At 72.6% G+C, this 17042-nt stretch carries 15 protein-coding genes and 2 pseudogenes; 9 read left to right on the top strand and 8 right to left on the bottom strand.

Annotation, left to right across the window (positions count from 1 at the left end; translation table 11 throughout):
- Positions 1-128: 128 nt before the first annotated feature.
- Together ACH4TV_RS12340 and ACH4TV_RS12335 are read right to left on the bottom strand one after the other, a co-directional pair.
- Positions 129-845: a GNAT family N-acetyltransferase gene (locus ACH4TV_RS12340; RefSeq protein ID WP_398397031.1), complete on the bottom strand. Its 717-nt coding sequence runs from the start codon at positions 843-845 to the stop codon at positions 129-131.
- Positions 842-1789 carry an NADP-dependent oxidoreductase gene (locus tag ACH4TV_RS12335; RefSeq protein WP_398397029.1) on the bottom strand — a complete coding sequence of 316 codons (948 nt, stop codon included), beginning with the start codon at positions 1787-1789 and terminating at the stop codon, positions 842-844. Before ACH4TV_RS12335 ends, ACH4TV_RS12340 begins: the two co-directional genes overlap by 4 nt.
- Before the next feature lie 213 nt (positions 1790-2002).
- Here ACH4TV_RS12335 and ACH4TV_RS12330 point away from each other — a divergent pair, with 213 nt between their 5' ends.
- Positions 2003-2608: a sulfite oxidase-like oxidoreductase gene (locus ACH4TV_RS12330; protein WP_398397028.1), complete on the top strand. Its 606-nt coding sequence runs from the start codon at positions 2003-2005 to the stop codon at positions 2606-2608.
- A gap of 16 nt (positions 2609-2624) precedes the next feature.
- The gene (locus ACH4TV_RS12325) at positions 2625-3386 is read left to right on the top strand and encodes a ferredoxin reductase (RefSeq protein ID WP_398397771.1); all 762 of its coding nucleotides are present in this window, start codon (positions 2625-2627) and stop codon (positions 3384-3386) included.
- Positions 3387-3461: 75 nt separating this feature from the next.
- Here ACH4TV_RS12325 and ACH4TV_RS12320 read toward each other — a convergent pair whose 3' ends face one another.
- Entirely contained in the window at positions 3462-4820 is a 1359-nt protein-coding gene (locus ACH4TV_RS12320; protein WP_398397026.1) for an 8-oxoguanine deaminase, read from the bottom strand.
- A gap of 122 nt (positions 4821-4942) precedes the next feature.
- On the opposite strand from ACH4TV_RS12320, the gene ACH4TV_RS12315 reads away from it, so the two are divergent.
- The 4 genes from ACH4TV_RS12315 (at position 4943) to ACH4TV_RS12300 (ending at position 8372) form a co-directional block, all read left to right on the top strand.
- Positions 4943-5911, top strand: coding sequence for an acetylxylan esterase (locus ACH4TV_RS12315; protein WP_398397024.1), 969 nt, complete (start codon positions 4943-4945; stop codon positions 5909-5911).
- A gap of 123 nt (positions 5912-6034) precedes the next feature.
- Positions 6035-7201, top strand: a complete 1167-nt coding sequence (locus ACH4TV_RS12310; RefSeq protein WP_398397022.1) for a serine hydrolase domain-containing protein — start codon at positions 6035-6037, stop codon at positions 7199-7201.
- Positions 7202-7303: 102 nt separating this feature from the next.
- Entirely contained in the window at positions 7304-7537 is a 234-nt protein-coding gene (locus ACH4TV_RS12305) for a hypothetical protein (RefSeq protein ID WP_398397020.1), read from the top strand.
- 13 nt (positions 7538-7550) lie between these two features.
- Positions 7551-8372, top strand: a complete 822-nt coding sequence (locus tag ACH4TV_RS12300; RefSeq protein WP_398397018.1) for an alpha/beta fold hydrolase — start codon at positions 7551-7553, stop codon at positions 8370-8372.
- A gap of 15 nt (positions 8373-8387) precedes the next feature.
- Here the strand turns inward: ACH4TV_RS12300 and ACH4TV_RS12295 are convergent, their stop codons facing one another.
- The gene (locus ACH4TV_RS12295; RefSeq protein WP_398397016.1) at positions 8388-9224 is read right to left on the bottom strand and encodes a thioesterase family protein; all 837 of its coding nucleotides are present in this window, start codon (positions 9222-9224) and stop codon (positions 8388-8390) included.
- Between the two features lie 98 nt (positions 9225-9322).
- Positions 9323-10066, bottom strand: a complete 744-nt coding sequence (locus tag ACH4TV_RS12290) for a class I SAM-dependent methyltransferase (RefSeq protein WP_398397014.1) — start codon at positions 10064-10066, stop codon at positions 9323-9325.
- A gap of 32 nt (positions 10067-10098) precedes the next feature.
- On the opposite strand from ACH4TV_RS12290, the pseudogene ACH4TV_RS12285 reads away from it, so the two are divergent.
- The 3 genes and pseudogenes from ACH4TV_RS12285 to ACH4TV_RS12275 all read left to right on the top strand — a co-directional run.
- Positions 10099-10478: pseudogene (locus ACH4TV_RS12285) on the top strand (nuclear transport factor 2 family protein).
- Between the two features lie 293 nt (positions 10479-10771).
- Entirely contained in the window at positions 10772-11920 is a 1149-nt protein-coding gene (rho, locus tag ACH4TV_RS12280) for a transcription termination factor Rho (protein ID WP_398397012.1), read from the top strand.
- A gap of 108 nt (positions 11921-12028) precedes the next feature.
- Positions 12029-12856, top strand: a pseudogene (locus ACH4TV_RS12275) (D-alanyl-D-alanine carboxypeptidase family protein); the annotation flags it as partial.
- A gap of 83 nt (positions 12857-12939) precedes the next feature.
- Here ACH4TV_RS12275 and ACH4TV_RS12270 read toward each other — a convergent pair.
- The 3 genes from ACH4TV_RS12270 to ACH4TV_RS12260 form a co-directional block, all read right to left on the bottom strand.
- The gene (locus ACH4TV_RS12270) at positions 12940-14310 is read right to left on the bottom strand and encodes a glycosyltransferase 87 family protein (protein WP_398397769.1); all 1371 of its coding nucleotides are present in this window, start codon (positions 14308-14310) and stop codon (positions 12940-12942) included.
- A 5-nt stretch (positions 14311-14315) separates the two neighbouring features.
- Entirely contained in the window at positions 14316-15716 is a 1401-nt protein-coding gene (gene mptB / locus ACH4TV_RS12265) for a polyprenol phosphomannose-dependent alpha 1,6 mannosyltransferase MptB (RefSeq protein WP_398397010.1), read from the bottom strand.
- Between the two features lie 260 nt (positions 15717-15976).
- Positions 15977-16894: a glutaminase gene (locus tag ACH4TV_RS12260; protein ID WP_398397008.1), complete on the bottom strand. Its 918-nt coding sequence runs from the start codon at positions 16892-16894 to the stop codon at positions 15977-15979.
- Positions 16895-17042: the final 148 nt, after the last annotated feature.

Here is a 17042-nt window from a genome sequence, read left to right as displayed (position 1 = left end):
AGCACCCGACCTGACACAGCGGTAATGGGTCCCACCTCCCAGGTGATGTGTGGCTGGGACGTTCCGCAGCCGGACGGCAACACTACCCGAACAGTTGGGCCCACGCTCTCCTGCACCCCGACACCTCGCTACGGAACCGCCAACTCCCGCTCGCCGCCCAGGCGTTCGGGCACCCGGGCGCCCATGAACGCGGTTCTGCGACGCAGCCGGAAGCCCAGCGACTCGTACAGCCGGATGGCGTTGGTGTTGCCGGCGGCCGCGTGCAGGAACGGGATCTCGCCGCGGGTGCGGATGCCGTGGGCGACGGCGAGGACCAGCCGGGTGCCGAGGCCCTCACCGCGGGCCTCGGGGGCGGTGCACACCGCGCTGATCTCCGTCCAGCCCGGCGGATGCAGCCGCTCCCCCGCCATCGCGACGAGCGCGCCGCCCCGGCGGATACCGAGGTAGGTACCGAGCTCGATGGTGCGGGGCAGGAAGGGGCCGGGCCTGGTACGGGCGACCAGGTCCAGCATCTCGGGCACGTCGGCCGGACCCAGCTCCACGGCCTCCGGGTCCGGGGCGGCGGCCAGTCCGTCGTCCACCAACTGCACGCCCTCCGCGTGGAACGTGATGTCCCAGCCGTCCGGGACGTGCCCCTGGAAGCCGAGCAGCGGGACGTCCGCCCCCGGCCCGGCGAGCGCCGCGAGGTCCGCCCAGTCGCGGTCGTCCAGCTCGGCGGGCAGCGCCAGCCAGGGCGTGACGTCGACGGGGTAACGCACGATCCGGCCCCGCCATTCGGCGAAGTGGGCGTGCGGGCCGGTGAGGGCGGCGAGCGCGGGACGGTCGAGCGGGTGTGGCGTGCTCATACGGCGGCCCCGGTATCCGCCGGCGCCCCGACCACGATGACCGTCTTGCCGCGCGCGTGACCCTCCTCGACCGTGCGCAGGGCCTCGGCGGCCCGGTCGAGCGGGAAGGTGCGGGTCACGTGGGGGGTCAGGTCGCCGCGTACGACGAGGTCCGCGACCGCTTCGAGGACGGCGGCATTGCGGGCGCGGACGACGCGGGCGCCGCCCAGGCGTTCCGCGGCCTCCTGCGTCGTGCCGGCCGTGATCAGCTTCGCGCGGTCGGTCAGCAGGGTCGCGGCCTCGGCGATCACTTCGCCGCCGACCAGGTCGTAGACGCCGTCGATGCCGTCCGGGGCCGCCGTTCGCACCCGTGCGGCCAGGTCGGGGCCGGACGGCACGTGGACCGCGCCCAGTGACTCGACGAAGCCCTTCTTGCCGTCGCTCGCGACCCCGACGACGCGCAGCCCCCGGGTCCGGGCGATCTGGAGGACCGCGGCGCCGACTCCGCCGCCCGCGCCGGTGACCAGCAGGGTCGCGCCCGCGGGCAGGGCGAGCTGGTCGACGCCGTCGTACGCGGTCGCCGCCGCGACGGGCAGGGCCGCCGCGTCCGTGAAGGAGAGCCCGGCGGGCTTGTGCGCGGTCACCGTGACGGGCAGCAGCGCGTACTCGGCGTAGCCGCCGGCGACCGGGTTGCCGAGGACCGCGTCCCCGACGGCGAAGCCGGTGACACCTTCGCCGGTCTCCTCGACGACCCCGGCGACCTCGTTGCCGAAGACCGCGGGCAGCTCGCGCGCCGCACCGCCCGCGCGGGCGTAGCCGGTGCGCTGCTTCCAGTCGACCGGGTTCACGCCCGCCGCGCGCACCGCCACGAGCAGCTGCCCGGGACCGGGGTGCGGCCGGTCCACGTCGACGAACGCCTCGGTCTCCGGACCGCCGAACCGCGTGAAGACGTACGCCTTGGGCATCTGGTCCCACTCTCCTTCGCTCGCACCGGATCAACCGGTACTCAAGGCAAGGTAAGTCGCCGGAACGCTATTCCCGGGGCGCCGGAGACTCGCAGGAGAGTTCATACGGCCGCAATGATCACCGGAGGCCCACGGTCCGGGGCATGCCCGGCGACCCCGTACGGTGGTGCAGGTGTACGCACTGACCAGGCCTGACCGTGAGGCGCCCACCCCATGAACGTCACCCGAGGCTTCACCGGACGCCCGCGTGTCCAGAACGCCGGGTTGCCGCCCGGCCAGTACGACGCGGGCGACGACTGGCCCGTCCTGTCCGCCGAGGTCACCCCCGATCTGACGCCCGCGGACTGGTCCTTCCGGATCGACGGGCTGGTGGCCGAGCCGCGCACCTGGGACTGGGCCGAGGCCCACGCGCTGCCCGCGTCGGCGTACGAGGGTGACATCCACTGTGTGACGAGCTGGTCGAAGTTCGGGGTGCGGTTCGGGGGCGTGTCGCTGGACGCGTTCCTCGACGCGGCAGGGCCCGACGCGTCCGCGACGCACGCCGTCGCCTATGCGCACACCGGGTACACCACCAACCTCCCGCTCGCCGACCTCACCGGCGGACGGGCATGGATCGCCTGGGAGTACGAGGGCCGGCCGCTGTCCGCCGAACACGGCGGCCCGGCGCGGCTGCTGGTGCCGCACCTGTACTTCTGGAAAAGCGCCAAGTGGATCGCGGGGCTGCGTCTCCTCGACCACGACGAGCCGGGGTTCTGGGAGCAGAACGGCTACCACGCGCGCGGGAATCCGTGGGAGGAGCAGAGGTACTCCGGTGACTGAGACCTTCGACGCCCCGGTGACCGAGGGCTTCGTCCCGCCGACCCGGTTCGCCGTGCCCGGCCGGATCGCCGTCAGCAACCGCGCGGCGGCCCTCTGGCAGACGGCCACCCTCACCGAGATCCGGCGGGAGACGCCCCAGGCGTCCACGTTCCGGTTCGCGGTGCCGGGCTGGGCGGGTCATCTGCCCGGCCAGCACCTGATGCTGCGGCTCACAGCCGACGACGGTTACGCGGCCCAGCGCCACTACTCGATCGCCTCACCCCCGGACGACGCCGGGCACATCGAACTGACCCTGGACCATGTCGAGGGCGGCGAGGTCTCCGGCTGGTTCCACACGGTGGCGAAGCCCGGCGACGAGGTCGAGGTGCGCGGCCCGCTCAGCGGCTTCTTCGCCTGGCCGGGCGACCGGCCCGCGCTGCTGATCGGCGCCGGCTCCGGGGTCGTACCGCTGATGTCGATGGTCCGGCACCACCGGGCGCGGGACCTGTCCGTGCCGTTGCGGCTGCTGGTGTCGGCGCGCGGCCCCGAGGAACTGATCTACGCGCGGGAGTACGGGGCCGAGACCACGCCCGTCTTCACGCGCCGCGCGCCCGAGGGTGTGCCGGTCGGGCGGCTGACGGCCTCCCAGGTGGCGCCGCTGCTGACGGACACCGAGCGGCCCCCGGGCGGCTGGGAGGCGTATGTGTGCGGTTCCAACGCGTTCGCCGAGCACGCCTCGCGGCTGCTGGTGGCGGCGGGCCAGCCTGTGGACCGGATCAGGATCGAACGCTTCGGCTGATACGGCAGGCCCGTGCCGGTATCGCCGCGGACCGAGGCCGCCTCGCCCGAACTGCCGTACGCGCGGGGCCTGTTGCTACACCCTCTCCTGCATCCGGCGGGCGATCCGGGCGTGGTCGGTGAGCGCGTCCCGCAGGCCCGGCAGGACGGGTTCGCCCCGGTCGACCAGGACGCGCCCGGCGACGACCGTCGTCCACGCGCGGGCCGGGCCACAGCGCAGCCACGCCTCCACCGGGTCGCTGAGCGCACCGGCGAGCGCGACCTCGTGCAGGTCCCAGACGACCAGGTCGGCGCAGGCGCCGGGCCGTAGATGCCCGATCTCGTCGGCGCGGCCCAGACAGCGCGCCGAGCCCCGGGTGGCGATGTCTAGGGCGTCGCGCGCGGTCATCGCACCGGGGCCGCCCCGGTAGCGGCCCAGGAGCAGGGCGCCCCGGGTCTCCATCCAGAGCGAGGCGTGGTCGGTCGAGGCGGAACCGTCGCAGCCGATGCCGACGGGCAGCCCCAGTTCGCGCATCTCCTTCACACGGGCGGTGCCGCCGCCGATGAGCATGTTGGAGCTGGGGCAGTGCGCGACGCCGACGCCCGCGGCAGCCAGCCGGCGCAGTTCGTCGTCGTTGGGATAGATGCAGTGCGCGACCCAGGTGCGGTCGCTCATCCACCCGGCCTCCTCGAAGTACTCGACGGGCCGGCAGCCGTACGTCTCCAGGCAGTACGTGTCCTCGTCGTGGTCCTCCGCGAGGTGCGTGTGCAGGCGTACGTCGTGCCGCTCGGCGAGTTCCGCCGTCGCCGTCATCAGCTCCTTGGTCACCGAGAACGGCGAGCAGGGCGCGAGCGCGACCCGGATCAGCGCGCCCGGCCGCGGGTCGTGGTGGGCCTTGATGAGCCGCTCACTGTCGGCGAGGACCTCGTCCTCGGTCTGTGTGACGCTCCGGGGCGGCAGACCGCCGTCCTCCACGGACCGGGTCATGGAGCCGCGGGTGGCGTGGAAGCGGAAGCCGATGTCGCGGGCGGCGCGGATCTCGGCGTCGACGAGTCCCGGGCGCGGATGGACGTACAGGTGGTCGGAGGACGTGGTGCAGCCGCCCATGAGGAGTTCGGCCATGCCGACGTACGCGGAGACGTACGCGGCCTCCTCGTCGAGCGCGGCCCACAGCGGGTAGAGCGTGGTCAGCCAGTCGAACAACGTGCCGTTGACGGCGGGCGCGTAGGAGCGCGTGAGGTTCTGGTAGATGTGGTGGTGCGTGTTGATCAGGCCCGGGGTGACAAGCCGCCCGGCCGCCGACAGGGTCCGCAGGGCCTCGGGCTCGGTCCCGGCGGTGCCCACTGCGGTGACACGCCCGCCGTCGACGGACACCCACCCGCCGGGAATCTCGCGCCCGCCGTCCACGACGAGCAGTTGGGCGTCCCTGACCAGCAGTTCCACGGCAGTCGGCATGGGCGTCATCGTAGGGGTCCGCGGGCCCCGGCCGGGGCATAAGGCCTGGCGGGGCGTCGGCCTCCCACGTACGGTGTGATCAATAGCAAGCGCTTGCCCGTTACCCACAAAGGCGGTCCGGCATGGCCCAGTTCGACCTCCCCCTGGACGAACTCCAGGAGTACCGCAGTGCGTCCGTCGAGCCCGAGGACTTCGACGCCTTCTGGTCCAAGACCCTCCAGGAGGCCCGCGAGCACGACCTGGACGCCCGCTTCGAGCCGGTGGACACGGGGCTGTCCACGGTCGACGTGTACGACGTGACGTTCGCCGGATTCGGCGGGCACCCGGTGAAGGGCTGGCTGCGGCTGCCCGCCGGCGCCACGGAACCGCTGCCGGTGGTCGTGGAGTTCATCGGGTACGGCGGCGGGCGCGGCCTGGCGCACGAGAATCTGCTGTGGGCGTCGACCGGCCGCGCCCACTTCGTCATGGACACCCGCGGCCAGGGCAGCGCCTGGGGCGGCGGTGGCGGCACCGCGGACCCGGTGGGCAACGCGCCCTCGTTCCCCGGTTTCATGACCCGCGGTATCGACGCCCCCGAGAACTACTACTACCGGCGGGTGTTCACGGACGCGGTCCGCGCGGTGGAGGCGGCCCGTTCGCATCCCCTCGTCGACCCCGCGCGCACGGTGGCCCTCGGTTCCAGCCAGGGCGGCGGGATCACGCTCGCGGTCGGCGGGCTGGTACCGGACCTGGTCGCGATCGCCCCTGACGTGCCGTTCCTGTGCGACTTCCCGCGCGCGGCGACCCTCACGGACCGCCAGCCGTACCGCGAGATCGGCAGTTACCTGAAGACCCACCGCGGCCGTACCGCCGACGCGCTGAACACGCTCGCGTACTTCGACGGTGTGCACTTCGCGGCGCGCGGCCGGGCCCCGGCGCTGTTCTCGACGGCCCTGGAGGACCAGACCTGCCCGCCGTCCACCGTTTTCGCGGCCTTCAACGCGTGGGCGCACGACGACAAGCAGGTCGAGGTGTACGACTTCAACGACCACGAGGGCGGCGGCCCGTTCCAGGAGGCGACGAAGGTGAGCTGGCTGCGCTCGTACGCCTGACGGATCTCCGTGGGCGGAACCGGCCGCTTCCGACGCCTTCCGCGCGATCCGACCAGTCGGTATGTTCGTCGGGGCCGGGTCACAGCGCCGTGACCCGGTGTTCCGGCGGACGACGGAGGCCTCATGTCCGAGCACGTTCCTGCTGTTCACGGCGACTGCGAGGCGCGCTTCTCGGCGGTGCGCACGGCGTTCGAGGAGAACTTCCGCGACCGCGCGGAGCTGGGCGCCGCGGTGACCGTCACGGTCGGCGGCGAGACGGTGGTCGACCTGTGGGGCGGCTGGGCCGACGCGGGGCGCACGCGCGCGTGGGAGCGCGACACGCTCGTCAACGTGTGGTCGACGACGAAGGGGCCGGTGGCGCTGTGCGCGCACATCCTGGCCGACCGGGGACTCCTCGACCTCGACGCTCCGGTGGCCGCGTACTGGCCCGAGTTCGCGGCGGCCGGCAAGGAGGGCGTGCTCGTACGACATCTGCTGTCGCACCGCGCGGGCCTGGCCGGCCTCCGCGCGCCGCACTCGGTCGCCGAGTTCTGCGACTGGGAGTTGACGACCCGCCGGCTGGCGGCGACGGAGCCCTGGTGGGAGCCGGGGACACGGTCCGGCTATCACGCGTTCACGTACGGCTTCCTGGTCGGTGAGGTGGTCCGGCGGGTGTCGGGGCTGCTGCCCGGCGCCTTCCTGGAGCGGGAGGTGACCGGACCGCTGGGCGTCGACTTCACCATCGGGCTGCCGGAGAAGGAGGCGGACCGGGCCGCCGAACTGGTACAGCCACCGGCTGCCTCGGCCAGTGAACAGGCCGCGATCTTCGCCCAGTTGGCGCCCGCCGCGATCGCCGCCCTGGCCAATCCCCCGATGGGCGCAGCCGAGGCGAACAGTCCCGACTGGCGGGCCGCCGAGCTACCGGCCGCCAACGGCCACGGCACGGCGCGCGCGGTCGCCGCGCTCTACGGCGTCTTCGCCGGACAGGGCTCGTACGGCGGACAGCGCGTCCTCTCCCCCGAGGCGGCCGAGCGGGTTCGCGAGGGGCAGGGCAGCTGCCGCGACCTGGTGCTCGGCGCAGGTCTCGGCCACGACACGGAGATCGCGCTCGGGCTGTGGCTGAGCGGCCCGAGCGGCTCGTACGGGCCGAACCCGAGGGCGTACGGCCATGACGGCTTCGGCGGTTCCTGCGGGCTGGCCGACCCGGAGGCGGGCGTGTCGCTGGGGTACGTCATGAATCGCATGGGTCCCCATATCGCCGACGACCCTCGGAAGATGGCGCTGATCGACGCCCTGTACAGCGCACTCTGACCCACGTAAGGACCGTGAATGACTGGTGAGTCGTACAGGGTGAGCGGCAGGTGCAGTCAGATGACAGATTCACCGGACGCCGTGGCCGCATAGCGTCGTGGCATGACCTCGAACGGCACACAGCGGATCGAGCGGGAGAACGCCGCCGATCGCGCCTTCGCCGGCAGGACGGGCGGGCAGATCACCGACCGTCCGGAAGGACTGATCGGCTCGCAGACGCGTGAGCCGGCGATCGTCGGTCACCCGTTCGGCGGACTGCCGGTACAGATCTTCGCCGGACGGGGCCGGTCCGCCGCTTCGTCCGAGGCCGCACCACGACTTCGTCCGACCTCCTGAAAGGGACCAGTGCATGAGCACGTTCACCACCTCCGACGGTACCGAGATCTTCTTCAAGGACTGGGGCACGGGGCAGCCGGTGGTGTTCAGCCACGGCTGGCCGCTCAACGCGGACGCGTGGGACGGGCAGGCGCGGATGGTCGCCGAGCACGGCTTCCGGGCGGTCGCGCACGACCGGCGAGGGCACGGCCGCTCCGCGCAGCCCTGGCAGGGCAACCACATGGACCAGTACGCGGACGACCTCGCCGAGCTGATCGAGTCGCTCGACCTCAACGACGTGGTCCTGGTCGGACACTCGACCGGCGGCGGCGAGGTGACCCGCTACATCGGCCGGCACGGGACCGCCCGGGTCGCCAAGGTCGTCCTGCTGGGCGCGGTACCGCCGCTGATGCTGAAGACGGACGCCAACCCCGAGGGCACACCCATCGAGGCCTTCGACGGCATCCGGGCGGGCGTCGAGGCGGACCGCTCGCAGTTCTACTGGGACCTGAGTGAGGCCTTCTTCGGCTTCAACCGGCCGGGCGCGACCCCGTCCGAGGGTATGCGCCGCGCGTTCTGGCTGTGGAGCATGCAGGTCGGGCTCAAGGCGGCCTACGACTGCGTCAAGCAGTTCTCGGAGTCCGACTTCACCGAGGACCTGGGCCGCATCGACGTACCGACGCTGATCGCGCACGGCGCCGACGACCAGATCGTGCCGATCGCCGCGTCGGCGGAGAAGACGGCGCAGCTGGTCAAGGACGCGACGCTGAAGGTCTATCCGGGTGCCCCGCACGGCCTGGTGGGCGACTTCGAGAAGGCGTTCAACGCCGATCTGCTGGAGTTCGTCCAGAGCTGACGGAGCCGAAACGGCTCACCCGACGGATGCCCGGGACGGTTCCTGGACCACGCGGGCCTGTCGGCCGACGGCCAGCAGACGGCCGTCGGCCGACCAGACCGCACTGTCGTCCACCGCCCAGCCGCCGCCCGCCTGTTCGGTGCGGATACGGACCAGGGCCCAGCCCTCCCGGGCGTCGCCGTCCGGTCCGTCGGCGTCGAGCGCGTCGGTGAAGTGGACGGTCAGCTCCGCGCTCGGCACAGGACGCGGGGTGCGCCAGCAGGCGAACAGGCCGGGCGGCAGGACGTCAGTGAGGGTCACCACCGCGCCGGCGTCCAGGGCACGCCCGTCCAGAAACCGTACCCAGGAGACGAGTTCGGCCTTCTCCCCGCCGCCGAGCGAGCGGGCCTCGGTGGCGGGGCGCATCTCCAGCTGCCGGATGAAGGGCGGTTGCCCCGCGACGAACTCGCGGACCGGGCAGTCTTCGGGGCCGGGTACGGCGGGGGCCCGCGTGCCGTCGTACGCCGGTCCGGGGCGGCCGGGGCCGAACAGCGCCGAGCCGGCCAGGACCGGTTTCCCGTCCTGGTCAGCGGTGAAGACACAGGTCGCGGCGCGGCGGCCGTTCGACGGGGCCGCGCCCAAGAGGTGCAGCGGGCCGGTGCCGACCGGGCCCAGGAAGTACGTGGTCAGCGACCGGACGGGGTGGGCTCCGCCCGGAAACCGGTCGCGCACGGCGGAGAGCGCCACCGCGGCGGCATGCCCGCCGTGGGCTCCGCCCCAGGACCACCACAAGGGGTCGATCCAAGCCCGAGTCCCGGCTTCGGCCCCGGTCTCAGCTTCGGCCTCGGTTTCGGAAGGTGGTGAAACCGTCATGTCGGTTCCTCGCACGGTCGGGAGCACAGGCCGGGCACTGCGCACGGTGTGAAAACCAGACTCAACCTAGCCGTGCGGGTCTGAGAATCAAGCCCCATTCAGGACGTACACGTCGCCACCACCAGCCTGCAGCGCGGACTGCCGTCCGGCCGTCGCCCGAACTCGGGCAGGGCGCGGGTCTCCACGTCGAAGCCCGCGCGCGTCAACTCCCGTCGCACGTCGGCCAGTCGGAAGGCCCGGTAGTACATGACGAACGGCGGCTTCCACACGGCGTTGCGCACCCTCATCACCGCGTCGAACCCGAGCAGCGCCCAGTAGGCGCGGGACCCCGGACGGGCCGGAGCCACCACGGGAAAGGCGAAACGCCCGCCCGGTCGCAGTACGTTGCGGACCTGGGCGAACAGCCCCGCCAACTCACCCGGCAGGAAGTGCCCGAAGGCCCCGAAGCTCACGACGAGATCGAAGGCGGGGGTGGGAGCGAAGGGCAGGGCGCGGGCGTCGCCGCGTACCAGGGTGACGCGCGGTCCGCCGGTCCGCTCGGCCGACTCCGCGCGCTTCTGGGCCACTTCCAGCATGCCCGCGCTGATGTCGAGGCCGGTGACGCTCCCCCGGCACACCTGCTCCAGCACTTCGAGACCGGCGCCGGTACCGCAGCACAGGTCGAGGCCGTCGTCGAAGGGCCCGAGACCGCCGAGCGCCGACGCCACCGCATCGAGGATCGTGTCCGGCGTACGGAACGGGGTGTGGTCGAACTTCGGCGCGAGCAGGTCGTAGCCTCGTTCGACGGACGACAGCGCCTGCACGGCGAGTTCACGGAGGGTGGGACCTTCGGGGCTGAACATCGGCTCAGCTTAGGGGGAGTCCGCGGGCCGCCATTGGGTCCGGTGATCTCGACGCCGTCGAGGGGCTGTTGGCCGAGAACGTCGTGTTCACCAGTCCGGTGGTGTTCCGGCCGTACCCCGGCAAGGCGATCACGGCGGCGATCCTGCGTGGTGTGTCCCGGGTCTTCGAGGACTTCCGGTACGAGCACGAGATCGGCGCACCCGACAACCGCGATCACCCCCTCGCTGCGACTTCCTGCACCTCGACGAGGACGGCCTGATCGACGAGTTGACGGTCATGGTCCGCCCGCTGTCGGCCGCGCAGGAACTGGCGGCGGCCATGGGCGCCCAGTTCGAGCGGATCGCACGGGAGGCGCAGTACGCACAGAACCCGCAGGCCGGGGCCGCCTCTGCCTCCGTCGCCGACAGCTGAGTCCCATCTCACAACCGTACCCTCGCATTGAGTGGTACAGTGCCAGAAGCACTTGTGTACGCCCTGTTCCGGGCGCCGGTGCCAGTTTCTCCTCAACTCGCTGATCCGCCCGTCGGTTTCCGATCGGCACGTCAGCTCTCCGGTACCACCTCACCAGCGGTGCGGTTTCTCCGTACCCGAGGTGTTGCTGTTCCCCGCCGCCCTCAGCGCGCTCGACGCGCTCGGTATCTCGCGGCTTCTCCCCTTCCTTGCGCAACCCCCATGAACTTCCGTCCGTGAAAGGACCCCGTCCCATGACCACCACCACACTCGAACACCCCCGTACAGAACAGCAGCCCCCGGCCCGGATCGCGACCGGTGTCCTCGACATCGACAGCAACGGGAAGGGGTACCTGCGGGCCGCCGACAGCTTGCAGCCCACGCCCACCGACCCCCAGGTCCCCTCGGCGCTGATCCGCCGATACGGCCTGCGCAAGGGCGACCTCGTCGCCGGCGCACGCGGTGCCCAACGCGCCCTGACCGAGGTCGGGCTGGTCAACGGCCGTACGCCCGAAGAGCTGCGCGGCCGTCGCCACTTCCACGACCTCACCCCGCTGCACCCGCGCGAGCGGCTCCGTTTCGAACACCCGGCGGCCGGCCTCACCGGACGCGTCGCCGACCTGATCGCCCCCGTCGGCAAGGGGCAGCGCGGGCTGATCGTGGCCCCGCCCAAGACCGGCAAGACCGTACTGCTCCAGCAGGTCGCGGCAGCGGTCGCCGGCAACCACCCCGAGTGCCACCTGATGGTGGTGCTGCTCGACGAGCGGCCCGAGGAGGTGACCGACATGCGGCGCTCCGTGCGGGGCGAGGTGTACGCCTCGACGTTCGACAAGACGCCCAAGCAGCACATCGCGCTCGCCGAACTCGTCGTCGAGCGGGCCAAACGGCTCGTCGAGGCGGGCGAGGACGTCGTCATCCTGCTGGACTCCCTCACCCGGCTGTGCCGGGCCCACAACAACGCGGCGGCCTCCGGTGGCCGCACCCTCAGCGGTGGCGTCGACGCCGCCGCGCTGCTCGGGCCGAAGCGGCTGTTCGGCGCCGCACGCCTCGCTGAGGAAGGCGGCTCGCTCACGATCCTCGCCACGGCCCTGGTCGAGACCGGTTCCCGCGCCGACGACTTCTTCTTCGAGGAACTCAAGGGCACGGGCAACATGGAGCTGCGGCTGAGCCGTGAGCTGGCCTCCCGGCGCGTGTTCCCGGCCGTCGACATCAACCCGTCCGGCACCCGCCGTGAGGAACTCCTGCTGCCCCCGGCCGAGTTGACGACCGTACACGGGCTGCGGCGGGCCCTGCAGACACGGGACGGCCAGGCGAGCCTGGAGACCCTCCTGGAGCGGCTGCGTGCCACACCGGACAACGCGACGTTCCTGCGCCGGATCCATCCGACGCTGCCCACCGGCTGATCGCGCCTGTGTGCGCCCACAGGCTCCCGCGTGTGGCATCCGGGTGTTCGATCCCCGTCCTCGGCCCGGCACCGCTGCGGACGGCGTGTCCGTTCCTACGTTTGCGGTATGACCATCGGATTCTCTTCCCGCATCGCCGTCTCCGGCTGTGTCCTGTGCGTGACGGGCATGCTGGCGTTCGCGCCCGTCCCCGCGTCCGCCCGCGCCGACGCGGACCCGACCGCGCCGACGGCTGCGGCGGACGCACAGCTGCTGTATCGCTCGGGCACCCAGGCCAGGCTCCGCCCCGGCGCGCCCCGGGTCCCCCGGGACGTGTCCGCACTGTCGTGGCTGGTGGCCGACGCCCGCACCGGTGACGTCCTCGCCGCGCACAGCGCGCACCGCAGGCTGCCTCCGGCCAGCACGCTCAAGACACTCTTCGCCCTGACGGTGCTGCCCTCGCTGCCCGCGGGCCTGCGGCACAAGGTCACCGAGGCCGAGTTGGCGGGCATCGGGGACGGCAGCAGCCTGGTCGGGGTCGCGGCGGGGCGGACGTACCGTGTCTCCGACCTGTGGCGGGGGGTGTTCCTCAACTCCGGCAACGACGCCGTGCACGTCCTGGCCGCCATGAGCGGGGGCTGGCGCGACACCGCCGCCCGGATGCAGGCCAAGGCCCGCTCCCTGGGCGCCCGCGACACCCACGTCCGGTCGCCCGACGGCTACGACGCGAAAGGGCAGGTGTCGTCGGCGTACGACCTCGCGGTGTTCGGGCGGGCGGGGCTGGGCAACGCCGAGTTCGCCGCGTACTGCGGCACGGTCCGGGCGAAGTTCCCCGGCGGGGGCGGCTGGTCGTACGACATCCAGAACACCAACCGGCTGCTGACCGGCGCCAACGGCGTCGAGCGCTACCGGGGTGTGCTCGGGGTCAAGAACGGCTACACCAGCAAGGCGGGCAACACGCTGGTCGCCGCCGCGCGGCGGGACGGGCGCACCCTGGTCGTCACGGTGATGAACCCTCAGGAGGGCGGCGGATTCGCGGTCTACGAGGAGGCGCGCTCACTGCTCGACTGGGGATTCGGGGCCGCCGGACGCGTCGATCCCGTCGGCTCGCTGGACGCCTCACGGCCCGTGCCACAGGCGGCGGGTCCGGAAGCTCCGGTGCCGGTCGCGGCCACCGTGACGCCCGACCGCGGGCCCGGCTGGCCGGAGACCTGGACGATCGTCGGCGCCGCCGTACTGGGCGCCGGGGCGGTCGCGCTGGCGCTGCGCGGCAGGAGCGTACGGCGGGTCTGATCCGCTCCGGTCACCGGCAGCCGGAGCAGCAGCCCGAGGGTGACCCAGACATACGCGCTGCCGCCGACGAAGCCGTCGACACCGGACGCGTCGTCGAACCACAGCCACACCACGCTCGTACACAGCACCGCGTACAGAGCGGCCGCCACGCGCGCGTGCCCGGTGCGCAGCAGGACGGCGAACGACGGCAGCAGCCAGACGAGATGGTGCACCCAGGTGATCGGGCTGACCAGGCAGGCGGTCAGCCCGGTGAGGGCGAACGCGGCCTGCCAGTCCCCCACCGCGACGGCCCGGCGAGCCCGCCACGCCCAGACGGCGAGGACGACCAGGACCACGACCAGCCACACGGCGCGGCTCGGTTCGCCCGGTGCGGCCAGCCGCGCCAGCACTCCCTGGAGCGACTGGTTCGAGACGTACGCGAGTTTGCCGATGCGCTGGGTGTCCCACAGCGCCTCGCTCCAGTAGAAGCGCGAGGCGTCCGGCGCGACCCACGCCGCGAGCGCGGTCGCCCCGGCGGCGACGGCCGTCGCGACCCCGGCGGCCCGCCGCCGCCCGGCGAGCAGCAACAGCCCGATGAAGAGGGCGGGCGTCAGCTTGATGGCGGCGGCGAGTCCGATCCCGATGCCCACCCAGCGCGTCCGCCCGGTCGTCAGCAGCCAGGCGTCGGTGAGGACGAGGGCCAGCAGTACGAGGTTCACCTGGCCGAAGCTGATGGTGTCGCGGACCGGTTCGAACAGCGCCAGCGCGCACGCGGCCAGGGCACACCCGTACCAGCCGTACCGGCGCAGCAGCGGCCCTGCGGTCATCCACATCACCGCGACCAGCGCCGCCAGGTTGAGCAGCAGCGTGGCGGCGATGGCGGCGCGCAGCCCGAGATGCGCCATCGGCAGCATGCTGACGGCTGCGAACGGCGGATAGGTGAAGCCGTACGTCGTGCCGGGCACCCGGTAGTCGTAGATCCGGCCGCCGTGGTGGACCCAGGTGTCGACGGTTCCGTAGTAGACGCGCAGGTCGAACCAGTCGCGCAGCAGCGGCACGGTGGCGGTGAAGAGGGTCACAGCGGCGGCGAGGGCGAGTACGAGGAGCAGTCGTCCTGGGTCGGTGCGGGGCGGTCGCATGCGTCTCATGCCGTGTCCTCCCGCAGGGGTGCCTGGGCCGTCTGGTGGGCCTGCCAGAGGACGACCACGGCCAGGGCGCCGCCGGAGACGGCCAGGATCAGTTCTTCGGTCCCGGCGGGCGCCCCGCTCGGCAGGGCGAGGAGCGCGACGACTCCCGTGACGGCCGCGAGACGGCGCCGTACCGGGGTGCTGGGCGCCGCCGCGGCGATGAGGAACAGGGCCCACAGGGCGTACCAGGGCCGGATCGCCGGGCCCAGGACGACCACGACGGCCAGACTGAGGCCGAGGGCGTAGACCGGGCTGAGGCGTGGGCGGCGCAACCAGATGAAGGCGATGGCGAGGACGGTGACCGCGAGGCCGAGCAGATGCCAGGCCGGGACGGCGAGCGGCGCCAGATCGCTGCCGACCTCCGTGAGCGCGGCGGCGCTCGCGCGTCCGAGGAGGCTGGTGAGGGCCCAGTTCTGGGGTGACACCGGGGTTTTGAGGGCGCCTATCCAGCCGTATCCGGTGCCGGCCAGCGCGGTGACGCCGACGGTGGTGACGGCTGCTGCGACCGCCGTGGTCAGCACCGCCCGCACCGGACTGCGGCCGGCGCGGATCTGGAGGGCCACCACGGCGGCGAGGCCGAGGAGTGCGGGTGCCTTGACGAGGGCGGCGAGCGTGACGAGTACGGCGCCCAGGACCGGCCACCGGCCCAGCGCCGCCACCAGGCCGACGCCGAGCAGCCCGAGCATGATCGCGTCGTTGTGGGCGCCGGCCACCAGGTGCAGCAGGACCAGCGGGTTGAGGGCGCCGAGCCAGAGCGCGGCGGCCGGGTCGGCGCCGCTGTGCCGGGCGAGGCGGGGCAGGGCCGCCGCCATCAGCGCCACGCCGAGCAGCGCGACGAGGCGCATGCCGAACAGTCCGGCGGGGATCTCGCCACGGGTCAGCCCGGACAGCCCGGACGCCACGGCGAGGAACACCGGACCGTAGGGGGCGCCGGTCTGCTGCCACACCGGGGCGACCTCGGCGGCGAGCGGGCCGCCGAGCAGGGCGGGGCCGTGCGTGTACACGTCCATGTGCGCGTCGACCATCGCGCCCTGGGCGAGATAGCTGTAGACGTCCCTGCTGAAGAGGGGCGGGGCGACGAGGAGCGGGGTTGCCCAGATGGCGAGGACGAGCATCAAGGACCGTACGGAGGGTGGCTCCGGGCCCCGGACCAGTTTGCCCAGCAGGGCCCAGGCGGCTATCAGCAGGACGACGCCGAAGTAGACGCCGACCAGGCCGAGTGCGGCGCGGCCGGAGGAGGGTGCGATGAGTTCCCGTACGGGGAGGGCGCCGGCGCTCTCGCCTCCCAGCGCGAGGCATGAGGTGCCGATCAGGCCTACGGCCTGGCAGCGGGGAAGGGTTGTCGGGGGCGCCTGCACTTGGGCAGCGTGCCAAGGGTGGGTGGACGGGGGGCTACGGGGGGCTCTCCGGGCGGGGGGCTGGGAGTTACTGGTGGGTGAGCGTGGTGGGTGGTTCGTCGGGTGCGGGCCCGGTGGGGGCTTGTCGCGCCCCGCGGCGGAGCCGCAGATCGACACAGCCCCGCGCCCCTAAAAACGGCACCTGGCCGTCTCTTGGAAGTGGCCGCTCGCGCTTCTGGAAAGCGACAGATCACCCCTCTGGAAAGCCCTCCGCCTCCCCGTCAGAAGACCGAAACTCCCGTCAGTGTCGTAAAACGGTCCAGAGCCGCCACGCCCGCCACCGAGTTGCCCCTCTCGTCGAGCCCCGGGCTCCAGACGCACAGGGTGCAGCGGCCGGGGACGACCGCGATGATGCCGCCGCCGACTCCGCTCTTGCCGGGGAGGCCCACGCGGTAGGCGAAGTCGCCCGCCGCGTCGTAGGTGCCGCAGGTCAGCATGATGGCGTTGATCTGTTTGGCCTGGCTGCGGGTCAGGAGGCGGGTGCCGTCGGCCCGTACGCCGTGGCGGGCCAGGAAGCCGGTGGCGAGGGCCAGGTCGGCGCAGGACGCCTCGACGGAGCACTGGCGGAAGTACTGCTCCAGCAGGTCCGGGACCGGGTTGTCGATGTTGCCGTAGGAGGCCATGAAGTGGGCGAGGGCGGCGTTGCGGTGGCCGCGTCCGGCCTCGGAGGCGGCCACCTCCTTGTCGAAGGTGACGGCGGGGTTGCCGGACTCCGCGCGCAGGAAGTCGAGGAGCGTGCCGGCCGCGTCTCCGGTACGGGTGTGCAGGCGGTCGGTGACGACGAGCGCGCCCGCGTTGATGAACGGGTTGCGCGGGATGCCGTTCTCGTACTCCAGCTGGATCAGGGAGTTGAAGGGGTTTCCGGAGGGCTCGCGGCCGACGTGCTCCCAGAGTTCGTCGCCCTCGCGGGCCAGGTCGAGGGCGAGGGTGAAGACCTTGGTGACGGACTGCGCGGAGAACGGTTGCCGCCAGTCCCCCACCCCGTAGACCGTGCCGTCCAGTTCGGCGACGGCCATGCCGAAGCTGCGCGGGTCGCGAGCGGCGAGCGCCGGGATGTAGTCGGCGGGGCGTCCGCGACCCGGGGCACTGTCGATCTCCGAGGCGATGCGGTCGAGGATTGGTTGGAACTGCGCGGCCATGGCTCATCATCATGCCGCACCTGTCCTGCCGGGCTTCGCCAGGTCACCCGGCCCCGCGTCCGCCGTGCCGTCCAATCAGGCATGTCTTGGGCCGAACTCCGCGTGCTGATCCGCCGATCGCGGGCTCGCACGTCAGGGTGAGGACCCC

Source organism: Streptomyces sp. NPDC020898 (assembly GCF_044333925.1).
Classification (GTDB): domain Bacteria; phylum Actinomycetota; class Actinomycetes; order Streptomycetales; family Streptomycetaceae; genus Streptomyces.
The sequence above is the reverse complement of the archived record's forward strand: the minus strand, read 5'-3'. Positions and strand labels throughout refer to the sequence as shown.